This window comes from Aeromonas australiensis, from assembly GCF_000819725.1.
In the GTDB taxonomy this organism is placed as follows: domain Bacteria; phylum Pseudomonadota; class Gammaproteobacteria; order Enterobacterales; family Aeromonadaceae; genus Aeromonas; species Aeromonas australiensis.
In genome coordinates, this window is the sequence record NZ_CDDH01000102.1 from 1 (window position 1) to 14000 (window position 14000).

Genomic DNA, 14000 nt, shown 5'->3' on the forward strand with positions numbered 1-14000 from the left:
GCATCTGTGTTGGAGCCGTTAGCTGACTGCTCGGCCAGCACCCGCATCCGCTGGAACATACCGGTGATCTCTTCCATCGCCCCTTCAGCGGTTTGTGCCAGGGAGATACCGTCATTGGCGTTACGGTTACCCTGGTTCAAACCGTTGATCTGGGAGGTCAAACGGTTGGAAATCTGCAGACCAGCCGCATCATCTTTGGCACTGTTGATCCGCAAGCCAGAGGAGAGGCGTTGGTAGGCGGTATCCAACGCCTTGTTGGTATTCATCAGGTTCCGCTGAGAGTTCAGCGAGGACACATTGGTATTAATAAACATCGACATGATATTTCTCCCATTCGATACAGACTGCAGGCCTCGCTAACATCAGCCCTGTTGCAATCCGGGAGTGAAGGGGTGAACAAACCCTTCGACTCTCGACCAGCGGCAGTTGTTTGAACAGACAACCACCGCCACACCGCAAAATTCAGGAGTCCCGAACACCTTCTTTTGCTTACTCTGGTTAACGGCCGCGTTGCAACAAGCTTGAGGATTTTTTGCCGCTGGCGGCAAAACATTGCCGCCCCGACCTGTGGCTTCCAGTCAACTTGGGGGGATGTAAAGATAATGAAGCGGGAAGAGGAGATAGCAGGGTCACCGCACGCCTCGGTACCCCGCGTTCGACGTCAATATATTGACTTATCAAGACCAGCATCTGCCTGACTGATGGTCAGACCGTCGGATAGATCCGCACCAGCCGCCGCCAACATAGCTAAAACTTCAAACTGGCATGTTTCATGCTTTGTGTTTTATGACAACAAAAGCATGAGCAGTGCTATAAAAAAGGCCGACTCAAGGTCGGCCAACGAGCTTTAGCTCAGGAGAATGTGGCGAGTCAGGTTGTGCAGTTGCAAACCGCGCTCGCTGAGCATAATAGTTTACTACAGTGTTGTGACTTATCAGAGACATGATTTCCCGAACACCCTCTGATGCGTCCTACCGAAAGGCGGCCTGAACAACCGCCTTTCTTTTTTATTAACCTCTTAACAACTGAAGTGCGCCATTGGGACGCTGGTTTGCCTGCCCCAGCACAGTTGATGCCGCCTGTTGCAGAATGTTGTATTGGGTCAATGCGGCCGTCTCTTGCGCAAAATCAGCATCTCTGATGCGGGAGCGGGCAGCGCTGACGTTTTCAGCTATGTTGGCCTGGTTACGAATGGTTGACTCCATCCTGTTTTGAATGGCACCCAGCTCGGCACGTTTGCTATCCACCCGGGCAATCATCTTGTCCACCGCCCCCAACACACTTTGCGCGTTATCCTGGGTCGACACTGACAATGAGGAAGCCGCACCAAAAATCGTGGCGACACTTGCAGCAGCACCCAATCCCGAGATACTAAAGCCGTCAGTCTGAGAAAGCGTAAAGCTGATGGTTTGCTTGGCATCGGCCCCCACCTGGAAGATACCTTTATAGTTACCATCGAGTAACTTGGTACCACCAAAGGTGGTATCTTTGGCAATCCGGTTGATTTCGGTGGCCAGCTGTCGCACTTCCTGCTGGATGGCAGAACGGTCAGCATCGGTATTTGAACCGTTGGCCGATTGCTCAGCCAGCACCCGCATCCGCTGGAACATGCCGGTGATCTCTTCCATCGCCCCTTCAGCAGTCTGGGCCAGCGAAATGCCGTCGTTGGCGTTACGGTTACCCTGGTTCAAACCGTTGATCTGGGAGGTCAAACGGTTGGAGATCTGCAGACCAGCCGCATCGTCCTTGGCTGTATTAATGCGCAAGCCAGAGGAGAGACGTTGATACGCAGTATCCAAAGCTTTGTTGGTGTTATAGAGGTTACGCTGCGAGTTGATGCTCGATACGTTGGTATTTACATACATACTCATGATATTTCTCCTAAGCGATTAAATTTGCTCTTTATTAGCTCAGGCTTTCTTTTTAGTTTGTGCCCGATGCGTCTTATTTAACGGCTCGTTTTTCGATGTCTTTAGCATTTTTTTTAACGCTTCATCGCATTAACGCCGCTTACCCTATATATCGGCGGGTCAGGGGGAAACTTAAGGAAAAAATCGGGCAACCAGAGACGACTGGAACAAGCTCCAGCCCCCCGCCAACGGCTGGGGCCAGCGCGCATCCACCAGACTCACCCGGTTCATGCCGCAAGAAAAAACCGCTGTAGACTCGCATTTTTGTCGAGCACAGTTGGCGATTGGGCTCAGCAGCCCCTAAAATCGCGGCCCGATCAACAATTTGGCGTGAGTTGTTCTCCATGCAGACACTGGTTGAGCAGATTGTTTACATCAGCGACATGTTTGGTACTGCGGTATTCGCGTTTTCAGGGGTATTGGTGGCAGGCCGGCTCAGAATGGACGGATTTGGCGTCATGGTATTGGCGGCGGTCACTGCCATCGGTGGCGGCACCATCCGTGACATGATCCTGGGGGCGACCCCGGTATTCTGGGTGCGTGACCCCCTCTATATCTGGGTCGTCATTGCGACGGCGCTGATCGGTATGTGGATGGTCAAACTGCCCCGCAGAATGCCCTGGTATGTACTGCCGGTGGCCGATGCCTTCGGGCTGGCCCTCTTTACCGTCATTGGCGCGCAAAAAGCACTCAATTTTGGCACCTCGGGGCTCATCGCCGTACTGATGGGGACCATGACCGGGGTAGCCGGCGGCATGATCCGCGATGTATTGGCGCGAGAAGTGCCCATGGTGCTGCAAAAGGAGATCTATGCCACCGCCTGTATCCTCGGCGGCATTCTCTATACCCTGGCGCTGGAGACGGGTATGGAGAGAGTGACAGCAATGCTTATCTGCATGAGTGCCGTATTCGGGTTACGGGTTGCCGCTATCTACTGGCATTTGTCGCTCCCCACCTTCTCATTGCAGCGCAATTGAGAGCAGGCCCACAGCGCCATCATGTCGCTGGGGGCCTTGTGTTGAACCAAATCACCTTTTCTGTTGTCATAGAAAGCAGTGGTTGTTAGCCGGACTTTCTCATGCAAAAAATCGGTATACTCGCCACCCTTGTTATGGCGAGTGCGACGGCATTTCAGGCCGGAGCTCAAATAGTGTTTGGCCGTCTGGCATCGACCCCGGTGCAACAGTTCAATCAGGTCATACAGCAGGCCAGTGACCAGCAACAGCATTGGGTCAACGACTATCGTGAAGTGGCGATGCGCTTTGTTGGCCACAACGACACCCCAAGCCGGATCCATGCACAGCAATTGGATAACCACTTGGTGCTCTCGGTCGCACTGGACGGCGCCCACAGCGATATGCTCTATATCCTGACCCTCTACCGCAGCAACAACCTGTGGCAAATGCGGGAGGCGGAAATGGGCTGGCGCTGTGAGGGACAGGACTCCTTCACCCCGGTGCCCTGCCCTTGAACAGCAACAGCTCTGATGAATAAAAAATCCGGCACATTGGCCGGATTTTTTATTGAAGGTGAAAGATACCCTTACGGGCGGTACACCTTGACGTTGGCAAAGCCCTTCTCTTTCAGATAGAGCGCCTGCAGCTTGCTCATCACACCGCGATCGCAATAGAGCAGATAGGTCTGCTCTTTGGGCAGATCGCCAAAAGCGGTAGCCAGCTTGAAGAAGGGGATATGCAGCACTTCACGACCTTCCACCACCAGCGGCTTGTCATCATGCTCTTCCATGGAGCGGATATCCAGGATCACCTCGTTATCACCGGTCGCGGCAGTGGTCTCCACCTCCTGCACCTCGGCGGCGGTCTCTTCACCGATACGGCGGATATCGAGATAACGGGCCTCGGCCACCACCTTGTCCAGAATAGCGAAGTCGAAATTGCCCTCTTCCTCTTCAATACGAGCGAGCTCGGCCTTCACCGTCGGCTTCTTGGAGATAACACCGCAATACTCCGGCATGGTCTCGGCGAACTCCAGGGTACCGATGCGGCGGGCTTCACTGATGATGTCCGGCTTGTCCCACGTGATGAGCGGGCGCAGGATCACCTTGTCGGTCACCCGGTCGATGACGTTGAGGTTGGTAAGGGTCTGGCTGGATACCTGACCCACACACTCGCCGGTCACCAGCGCCGGGATCTGGCACTCATCGGCCACCTTGGCGGCGGCGCGCATCATCATCCGCTTGAGCACCACGCCCATCTGGCCGTTGTCGATCTTCTCGAGGATCTCGGCCACCACCGGCTCGAAGTCTACCGCGGTGAAACGTACCCGATGGGATGAACCAAAGCGGTTCCACAGGTGATAGGCCACCTGCTTGACGCCGATCTCGTGGGCCGCACCGCCCAGATTGAAGAAACAGTAGTGCACCCGGCAGCCGCGCTTGATGAACTGGAACGACGCAACGCCGGAGTCAAAACCGCCGGAGAGCAGACTGAGCACATCTTCCTGGGTGGCGATGGGCATGCCGCTCAGCCCCTGATGGATGGCGCTGACGATAAAGAGCTCTTCGCCGTCAATTTCGAGGTTAATCTTCACATCCGGGTTCTTGAGGCGCACGCCGTTGCTCTGGCAGTGCTGGTTCAGACCGCCGCCCACGTAGCGCTCAACCTCCAGCGAGGAGAACTCATGCTTGCCGTGGCGCTTGGCGCGCACGCAGAAAGTCTTGCCCGCGAGCTGATCGCCCCAGACCGCTTTCACCTGCTCGAAGATATCGTGCAGGTCGGTAAACTTGCTCGCCTGTACCTCGAGAAAGGCCTGAATGCCCGGAATACAGGCCAGGGCTTCGATGGCCTGCTCGCGGAACTGATCATTGCGGGAGCTCACAATCAGCTTGTCCCAATCCATCCGCACCCGGGCATCATCGTCGAAGCGGCGCAGGACATTACGGATATTGCCCTGCAGGATCTTGATAAAGCGCTGGCGAACCGACTTGCTCTTGATGGTGATTTCGGGGAACAGCTTGATAATGAACTTCATGGTAATAACTCGGGTGGCCTCAATTTAAGGGCGCGGATTATATCAGAACTTTGTGACCAGCGCCTACTGGATGAACACTTGCCCGGTTACCAACCCGCCCAACCAGAGCCGTACAGAGCCGTACAGAGCCGTACAGAGCCAATATTGCGTAGTGCTGCCAAACCGGGTGGCGATCGTTCGGGCACGTTTCTCCCACTTATAGATCTCTTTCTTCTGATAGGGCTGTCGTGGCACACCAAGAGAGCGCAAATGATCTGGTCAGATAAATCCGCCTCACTGCACCGCAGCGCACGCTTTGTCACGCTGGGCCAGCAGGGCTTCATCGTCACTGTCCATCGCCGCCAGAATCGCCAGATTACAGGCGCGCTCCACCAGCTTGGCAGGACTCTGCTTGGCATCCCCAATCTCTGCAATCATCGGCCGATAACTGATGGCCGCCGAGCAATACATGGTGCGAAATTTGGGCAGTTGCCAACTGCTGTCATCCTGCCGGGTCAAGTCATCGCACAGCTTGTGAAACAGGGCGGACGCCTTGACCGTGCACTGGCTAAAGCGCGGCACATCCTGCTGGTAAGGGCGACAAACACTCGGCTGCTGGATCTGCCACAGCTGAAACGAGAAGGGTACTGATTCCCCCTCATACTGCACCACCAGCGTCTTGGCCTCGGTGCCATAGATATCCGCAACCTGCTGCTGTACCAGATTGAGATAAGCCGAAAAAAGATAGGAAACCGGATCCATCACCACCTCCCTGTGGTTGTCACTGCCGGGCTCTCTTACCGAAAACCGGGGCGATTTTCAAACGAGTAACAGGCGACAACAGCTTACTGATTTGGTTGGAAAAAATGATACTCTTCTCGCCACCCTCATGTACAACGTTCAAGGGCACTGTACGATGCAACAATGCGGTATTTATGAACAGCTCATTACTCAACTGCTGACATCTCGACTCGACCGCGATCGCTTTTACGTGGGGGAACGCCAACTTGAGCCTGCCGAAGCGGCAGTTTGGTTATCCAGATTTCTGAGCCGGGTTTTGGAATATGCGGTGGGTTCGGTCACTGGAGAGGATCAACTGCAACGGCAGATTGAGCTGGCTAACCAGTTACTGCTTTGGCTAAAGGATCGCACCCAAGACCCAGACTTTATTGGCGAGAACCTCATCGATAGTCAGGGAAAAATTCTGACAGCGCTCTACCAGTTGGATAACCCCATCTCCGCCAATTTAAAGCAATATGCCGAAGATATTTTCCCTCTGACCGGTCTGACGCAAAGTGAGCTGTTCTGCGGCAGCAATGGGGGGTTGTCGATGGAGTCGGAGATTAAACGGGAGATATTATCGGCAGATAGCATCTGCTGGCTGGTCTCATTTATCAAATGGGCAGGTATCCGGATTTTCCGACATGAGCTGGAAGAGTTCACTCGCAGCGGTCGCCAATTAAAAGTGATTACCACCTCTTATATGGGGGCAACCGACGCCAAGGCAGTTGAATTTTTAGCCAGCCTGCCCAACACCGCAGTCAAACTCAGCTATAACACCCAGCGCGAGCGGTTGCATGCCAAGAGTTATCTCTTTTGCCGACATACTGGCTTTCATACCGGCTATATAGGTTCATCCAACCTCTCTCACTCTGCCCTCACCAGCGGTTTGGAGTGGAACCTAAAAATCACCTCGCAAGAGATCCCGCATATTATCGAGAAATCCCTGAGTACCTTTGAAACCTATTGGGAATCCGATGATTTTGAGCTGTTTGATGGCAAGCTGGAAAGCCGTACAAAATTGCAGCATGCGCTGCAAGAGGCCCGTGGGGATAGTGACAAAAATAGCCCTGCCTATTTCTTTGATATCACGCCGTTTCCCCATCAACTGGAGATCCTTGAACAATTGGCGATGGAGCGCGCTTTACACCAGCGCTGTCGTAATTTGGTGGTAGCGGCTACCGGTACAGGGAAAACCCTGATCTCCGCCTTTGATTTTGCGCGTTTTTTGAAAACCAAACCCGATGCCAAGTTTCTGTTTGTCGCCCACAAAGAGGAGATCTTGCGCCAAGCATTAGCTTCGTACCGCGGAGTGCTCAAGCAATCCAATTTTGGCGAGCTCTTGGTCGGCGGCGCCGTGCCAACCCACTACCGTCAACTATTTGCCTCGGTGCAATCCTTGAATAACCAGCTGGCTAATTTACGTCTTAGCCCAGACTATTTCGATTACATCGTCATTGATGAAGTTCACCATATTGCGGCGGCCAGTTATCGCGGTCTGCTCGCCGCCTTTGAACCTCAGATTTTGTTGGGATTGACCGCAACCCCAGAGCGCCATGATGGCGGTGATATTCTCGCTGACTTTTGTGGTGTCATCGCCGCTGAAATCCGCTTGCCCGAGGCCATCAATCGTCGCCATCTCTGTCCATTCCAATATTTTGGTATCGATGATGATACAGACTTGCGCCAAGTGGCTTGGAAAAATGGCCGTTATGACATTACTGCACTGACCAATATTTACACTAAAAATAACAGCCGGGTTCAGAAAATCGTCCAGAGTCTCGCTGAGATCGTCACCGATATTACCAAGATCAAAGCGCTGGCATTTTGTGTGAGCCGTGAACATGCCGATTTTATGCGCAAAGCATTTTTATTGAAGGGCATCAAGGCTGACATTCTCACCAGCGATAACCGAGACGAGCGGCATAGTAAACAACAAGATTTACGTACCGGCGTGATCAACATTCTTTGCGTGGTGGACATCTTCAACGAAGGGGTCGATATCCCGGAAGTCGATACCTTGCTGTTTTTACGACCAACGGAAAGCCTCACCATCTTTTTGCAGCAATTAGGGCGCGGCCTGCGGCTGGCGAGCGATAAAGAGTGCTGCACCGTATTGGACTTTGTTGGCAATGCCCATGCGGAGTATGACTTTGCCCAAAAATTCCGCGCACTGGTGGGTAAAACCAATAAGGCGATCAGCCACGAAATCAAACAGGGCTTCCCTCACGCCCCCTTGGGCTGCCGCATCGAACTCTCAAAACAGACCCAAGAGTTCATTCTGAGCAATATCAAGAAGGCGACCCTCAATACCTCGCGCCTCATGGGCCTGATCCGCCGTTTCTCGCAGGACTGTGATTTACCGCTGACGCTGGCGAACTTTTTGACGTTCTACCCTCACATCAGCCTTGAGGAGATCTACAAGCGCGGCAATTGGAGCGCCTTGGTCAAACAGGCCCACAACCATACCGTTTCTGAAATGAGCGATGAGAAACTATCCACCCTCTACACCCGGGCCATCAAAACCCGGCTATTGGGCTGTGATGCGCTCCATTACTTGAAATTCTTACAAACCTTGGTGGCAGACGCCTTTACCTTAACGGCCGAACACGATGAACGGATGGCCTTGATGTGCCATTACGACTTCTGGCAACAGAGCGGCCCTAACGCAGGCTTTAACTCCTTGGCGCACAGCCTGAAACAACTCAATCAACCTGAATTAAGGGCCGAGCTGGCAGATCTGTTGCCCATGCTGATCAACCGGGTGAAGCACGAACAAAGCACCATGCCCGACCTTACCGACAATCCACTGCAACTGCATGCCCGTTATGCCAGAGAGCAGGTGCTGGTTGGCTTTGGCGCAACCACCTTCGTGCAACAACCCACGGCTCGCGAAGGGGTCTATGTCATCGCAGAGCAAAATATCGAGTTACTGTTTGTGACCTTGAACAAAACGGAGCAGCACTTCTCCCCCACCACTCGTTATCACGACTACGCCATCAACGAGTCGCTGTTTCATTGGCAGAGCCAAAACAGCGCTCGCCCAGAACGGGGTAAGGGGCTGAGTTACATCAACCACAGAGCAGAAGGTAAGCGCTTGTTTTTGTTCGTCCGTGAGCAGAGCAAAGATGAATTTGGCCGCACCCTTGGCTTTGTGAACTTTGGTGAGGTGGAGTACGTATCCCACACTGGCAGCCAACCAATGAACATTAAATGGCGACTCACCACTCCGATGCCGCCATTTATGTGGAAAGAGGCCGCCAAACTGGCGGTTGGTTAGTAAGACTTCTCACCCGGTGGGAAAATGGCGCAAAACCCACCGGATTCTTGCCCAAAACCCCGGCTAAATTATCCAGTTGCATAATAACCATGCGGCCTTGCGGTTGTTTAACTGGCCCTAACGTCAGATAATACCGCCCGCCTTCAAACCCGGATAACCCGACTTTCAGTGACGGTAATTGATGACTGAGTACCTGCTTTTATTGATCGGCACCGTGCTGGTTAACAACTTCGTGCTGGTGAAATTCCTCGGCCTCTGCCCCTTTATGGGGGTCTCGGGCAAGCTGGAAACCGCCATCGGCATGGGGCTGGCGACCACCTTCGTGATGACTCTGGCCAGTGCCAGCTCCTATCTGGTGGAGCACTATATCCTGCTGCCGCTGGATATCGCCTATCTGCGCACCCTCGCCTTTATTCTGGTGATCGCCGTGGTGGTGCAGTTTACCGAGATGGTGGTGCGCAAGAGCAGCCCGACCCTCTATCGCCTGCTGGGGATCTTCCTGCCCCTCATCACCACCAACTGTGCGGTGCTCGGGGTAGCGCTGCTCAGCATCAATGAGAGACACGACTTTATCCAGAGCGTGATCTACGGCTTTGGCGCTGCCACCGGCTTCTCGCTGGTGTTGATCCTGTTTGCCGCCATGCGCGAGCGACTGGTCGCCGCCGATGTGCCCGCGCCGTTTCGCGGGGTCTCCATTGCCATGATCACCGCCGGTCTGATGTCGCTGGCTTTTATGGGCTTTACCGGCCTTATCAAGATATAGCGCTATGACTCACATACTCTTTGCCATTCTGGTGCTCACCCTGCTGGCGCTGGCGTTCGGGATTATCCTGGGCTTTGCCGCCGTCAAGTTTCATGTAGAAGCGGACCCCGTCGTCGATCAGCTCGATGCCTTGCTGCCCCAGACCCAGTGTGGCCAGTGCGGCTATCCTGGCTGCAAACCCTACGCCGAGGCGCTCGCGGGCGGCGATCAGATCAACAAGTGCGTGCCCGGTGGCGAGGCCACCATGCGCAAAATTGCAGATCTGATGGGGGTCGAGCCCCAGCCGATGGGGGGCAGTGACGTGGCCGCGGTGCCGGTCAAGAAGGTCGCCTTTATCCACGAAGATCAGTGCATCGGCTGCACCAAGTGCATTCAGGCCTGCCCGGTGGATGCCATCGTCGGCGCCACCAAAGCGATGCATACGGTGATTGCCAACGAGTGCACCGGTTGCGATCTCTGCGTTGACCCTTGCCCGACCGACTGCATCGAGATGATCCCGGTGCCCACCACGGTCGATAACTGGAAGTGGGATCTCAATAACGTGCAGGTTCCGGGCAAGATTCCGGTCAAGATAGTGGAATAAACAGCGGAGCAACCATGCATTCCTTACTCGAACGTATCAAAGCCGGCACGCTGTGGGACTTTCACGGTGGCATTCACCCCGCCGACAACAAGCTGCAATCAAGCCAGAGCCCGGTGGTAGACGCCGGTCTGCCGCCACGCCTTATTATTCCGCTGCGCCAGCACGCAGGCCCCGCCGGTGATCTGCTGGTGCAGGTAGGCGACAAGGTCAAAAAAGGGCAGCCGCTGACCCGTTACGCCAAAGGGCGGACGGTGCCGGTGCATGCCTCCACCTCCGGCACCATCACCGAGATTGGCACACACACGGTTGCCCACCCCTCCGGGCTCGGCGATCTCTGCGTTACCATCACCCCCGATGGCGAAGATGCCTGGGGCGAGCGCAATGGCAAAGCCGATTACTGGAATCTGGAGCGGGGCGAGCTGCTCGAACGCATCCAGCAGGCGGGGGTGGCGGGCCTTGGCGGCGCTGTGTTCCCCACCCACAGCAAGCTCGACGGCCGCGGCCAGCTCACCGAGATTTTGATCGTCAACGGGCTGGAGTGCGAACCCTATATCACCACCGACGATCGGCTGATGCAGCAATACGCCGATGAGATCATGGATGGCATCCGGGTGCTCAAGCACCTGCTCAAGCCCAAGCTGACCCTGATCGGGGTGGAAGACAACAAGCCCGAGGCGATCGCCGAGCTGACCCGCCATGCCACAGACCCGGATGTAATGGTCAAGACGGTACCGACCAAGTACCCATCGGGCGGTGCCAAGCAGACCATTCAGTTGCTGACCGGCCGTCAGGTACCCAAGGGTGGCCGCGCGGTCGATATTGGTATCATGGTGCTCAACGTGGCCACCGTGTTTGCCATCAAGCGCGCCATTATCGACGGCGAGCCACTGATCGAGCGGATCGTTACCCTTACCGGTGACAGCTTCAAGCAGCCCGGCAACGCCTGGGTGCGCCTCGGTACGCCGGTACGCTGGCTGTTGCAGCGTTTCGAGCTGCAACCGGAAGCGGAGCAGAGGGTGATCATGGGTGGCCCCATGATGGGCTTTACCCTGCCCCACGCCATGGTGCCTGTGGTCAAGGCCACCAACTGCCTGCTGGCGCCAACGCAAGCCGAACTACCCGCCCCCGGCCCGGAGCAGCCCTGCATTCGTTGCAGCGCCTGCGCCGATGTCTGCCCGGCCACCCTGCTGCCGCAAGAGCTCTACTGGTACAGCAAGGCCAAGGAGTATGACAAGGCCGAGCAGCTCAACCTGATGGACTGCATCGAGTGCGGCGCCTGCGCCTGGGTCTGCCCGAGCGAGATCCCGCTGGTGCAGTACTACAAGATCGCCAAGGATGACATTCGCGAAGCCCGCGCCGAGGCCGAAAAAGCCGAGCGCGCCAAGCAGCGTTTCGAGGCCAAGCAGGCCCGTTTCGAGCGGGAAAAAGCGGCCCGCGAAGCCCGCCATGCGCAAGCCGCTGCCCAGCGCCGTCAGACCATGACGGCCGCCGGCGGCGAAGATCCGGTGGCCGCGGCTCTCGCCCGCATCAAGGCCAAGCAGGATGCCCCCATCACCGCCATTGCCGCCACCGCAGAGGGCTTGCCTGACAACAGCGCGGTGATTGCCGCCCGCGAAGCCCGCAAACGGGAAGCGGAGGCACGCCGCGCCGCCAAACTGGCGGAAAACGCAAACAGTGACACTGCCGCCGCGGCGCAATCCACGCAGATAGCTGACCCCGCCAGCGATCCCAAAAAAGCGGCCATCGCTGCCGCACTGGCCCGCGCCAAGGCCAAGAAAGCGGCTCAGGCTGGCGAGAGCGCCGAGTCTGCTGCCGAAACCGCTGCTGCCCCTGCGGTAGATGCTGATCAGCAAAAGGCTGAAGTTGATCCGAAAAAGGCAGCGATTGCCGCCGCCATCGCCCGTGCCAAAGCCAAAAAGGCTGAAGCCAGTGGCGAGCCGATAAGCGCAGTCAACAACGCAGCAGCCGACACAGATATCCAAAGCGATACAGCAACGGCTGCCAGCGAAGGGGTTGATCCCAAGAAAGCCGCCATCGCCGCTGCCATCGCCCGTGCCAAGGCCAAAAAGGCGGCCCAGCAGGGTAACAGCGCTGAGGGCGATCTGACTGCAAGTGCTGGCACCAGCGGATCCGCTGCTACCCAACGCGACGCGCCATCTGCTGCCAGCGAAACAGTCGATCCCAAGAAGGCCGCCATCGCCGCTGCCATTGCCCGCGCCAAGGCCAAAAAGCTGGCCCAGCAGGGTAACAGCGCTGAGGGCGATCTGACTGCAAGTGCTGGCACCAGCGGATCCACTGCTACCCAAAGCGATACAGCAACGGCTGCCAGCGAAGGGGTCGATCCCAAGAAGGCCGCCATCGCCGCTGCCATCGCCCGCGCCAAGGCGAAAAAGCTGGCCCAGCAGGCAGCTGAACAAGGTGAGCCAATGCAGGCAGCAGAAGGGACTCGCGGTGAGCAAGCACTCGCCGAGCCGATGAGCGAGGCCGTGGCCGAACCTGCCGTTGCCGAGGCGAGCGTTGATCCGAAAAAGGCGGCCATTGCGGCGGCCGTCGCCCGTGCCAAGGCGAAAAAGCTGGCAGCCGAGGCGGCCAGAGCAGCCGAGACCGTCGCTCAAGATGCACCGTCAGCCGACCGAACAACCACAAGGTAACCGACAGACTCATGTTCCATATTGCGACTGCGCCGTTTGCCCATAACCGCAAACAGACCCGCACCCTGATGCTGCTGGTGATCCTGGCCTGCGTGCCAGGCTTGCTGGCCCAGACCTGGTTTTTTGGCTGGGGCTCCTTTATCCAGATCCTGCTGGCGCTGGTCACTGCGCTGGCGTGCGAGGCGCTGGTGCTCAAGCTCCGTGGCCGCGTCATCAAGCCAGCCCTGATGGATGGCAGTGCGGCGCTCACCGCCGTGCTGATCGGCCTCTCCCTGCCGCCGCTGCTGCCCTGGTGGATGCTGGTAGTGGGCACTGCCTTCGCCATCATAGTTGCCAAACACCTTTACGGCGGGCTGGGCCAGAACCTGTTCAACCCGGCCATGGTCGCCTATGTGCTGCTGCTGGTCTCCTTCCCGGTACAGATGACCAGCTGGCTGCCGCCGGAGAGCGTGCGCGCCTACAGCCTCGGCTTTGGCGATGCGGCCTCGGTCATCTTTACCGGCTTTAGCCTCGATGGCTACAGCATGGCCCAGCTCAAGCAAGGGGTGGATGGTCTCACCATGGCAACCCCGCTCGATACGATGAAAACCGGCCTGAGCCAGGGGCTCACTACAGGCGAGATCCTGAGTGGCCCGCTGTTTGAGGGTTGGGGCGGCATCGGCTGGAGCTGGGTCAACCTCGGCTATCTGCTGGGCGGCCTGTTCCTGCTGCAACAGAAGGTGATCAACTGGCGCATTCCCACCGCGACTCTCGGTGCTCTGCTGCTGGCCTCGACCCTCGGCTATCTGGTGAGCCCGGATGCCACCGCCACGCCGATATTTCATCTCTTTAGCGGCGCAACCATGCTGGGTGCCTTCTTTATCGCCACCGATCCGGTCAGTGCCAGCACCACGCCACGGGGCCGGCTGATCTATGGCCTGCTGATCGGGGTATTGGTCTATATCATTCGCCGCTTTGGCGGCTATCCGGATGCGTTCGCCTTTGCCGTGCTGCTGGCCAACCTTTGTGTGCCGTTTATCGACAGCCTGACTCGCCCGAAGGTATACGGAGCCCGTCGCCAATG

General features: G+C 56.7%; 11 protein-coding genes. 7 read left to right on the plus strand and 4 right to left on the minus strand.

Going from position 1 to position 14000, the window contains the following annotated elements:
- Together BN1117_RS16995 and BN1117_RS17000 are read right to left on the minus strand one after the other, a co-directional pair.
- Positions 1-320: flagellin N-terminal helical domain-containing protein (locus tag BN1117_RS16995; protein ID WP_040099012.1), on the minus strand; the 320-nt coding region annotated here is incomplete at its 3' end.
- 690 nt (positions 321-1010) lie between these two features.
- Positions 1011-1871 carry a flagellin N-terminal helical domain-containing protein gene (locus BN1117_RS17000; protein WP_040099325.1) on the minus strand — a complete coding sequence of 287 codons (861 nt, stop codon included), beginning with the start codon at positions 1869-1871 and terminating at the stop codon, positions 1011-1013.
- A gap of 383 nt (positions 1872-2254) precedes the next feature.
- On the opposite strand from BN1117_RS17000, the gene BN1117_RS17005 reads away from it, so the two are divergent.
- The gene (locus tag BN1117_RS17005) at positions 2255-2887 is read left to right on the plus strand and encodes a trimeric intracellular cation channel family protein (RefSeq protein WP_040099326.1); all 633 of its coding nucleotides are present in this window, start codon (positions 2255-2257) and stop codon (positions 2885-2887) included.
- Between the two features lie 101 nt (positions 2888-2988).
- Positions 2989-3381 carry a hypothetical protein gene (locus tag BN1117_RS17010; protein ID WP_040099328.1) on the plus strand — a complete coding sequence of 131 codons (393 nt, stop codon included), beginning with the start codon at positions 2989-2991 and terminating at the stop codon, positions 3379-3381.
- Between the two features lie 71 nt (positions 3382-3452).
- Here the strand turns inward: BN1117_RS17010 and thiI are convergent, their stop codons facing one another.
- Together thiI and BN1117_RS17020 are read right to left on the minus strand one after the other, a co-directional pair.
- Positions 3453-4901, minus strand: a complete 1449-nt coding sequence (gene thiI / locus BN1117_RS17015) for a tRNA uracil 4-sulfurtransferase ThiI (protein ID WP_040099329.1) — start codon at positions 4899-4901, stop codon at positions 3453-3455.
- 273 nt (positions 4902-5174) lie between these two features.
- Positions 5175-5642, minus strand: coding sequence for a hypothetical protein (locus BN1117_RS17020; protein ID WP_040099331.1), 468 nt, complete (start codon positions 5640-5642; stop codon positions 5175-5177).
- A 154-nt stretch (positions 5643-5796) separates the two neighbouring features.
- Here BN1117_RS17020 and BN1117_RS17025 point away from each other — a divergent pair, with 154 nt between their 5' ends.
- The 5 genes from BN1117_RS17025 to rsxD form a co-directional block, all read left to right on the plus strand.
- Positions 5797-8940, plus strand: a complete 3144-nt coding sequence (locus BN1117_RS17025) for a DEAD/DEAH box helicase (protein WP_040099333.1) — start codon at positions 5797-5799, stop codon at positions 8938-8940.
- 181 nt (positions 8941-9121) lie between these two features.
- Positions 9122-9703, plus strand: coding sequence for an electron transport complex subunit RsxA (gene rsxA / locus BN1117_RS17030; protein WP_005337600.1), 582 nt, complete (start codon positions 9122-9124; stop codon positions 9701-9703).
- A 4-nt stretch (positions 9704-9707) separates the two neighbouring features.
- On the plus strand, positions 9708-10286 hold the full coding sequence (rsxB, locus tag BN1117_RS17035; protein ID WP_040099335.1) for an electron transport complex subunit RsxB: 579 nt from the start codon (positions 9708-9710) through the stop codon (positions 10284-10286).
- 14 nt (positions 10287-10300) lie between these two features.
- Positions 10301-12937 (plus strand): electron transport complex subunit RsxC, encoded by a 2637-nt coding sequence (rsxC, locus tag BN1117_RS17040; RefSeq protein WP_040099337.1) that lies wholly within the window; start codon positions 10301-10303, stop codon positions 12935-12937.
- Positions 12938-12948: 11 nt separating this feature from the next.
- On the plus strand, positions 12949-14000 hold a 1052-nt coding region (gene rsxD, locus BN1117_RS17045; RefSeq protein ID WP_040099339.1), incomplete at its 3' end, for an electron transport complex subunit RsxD.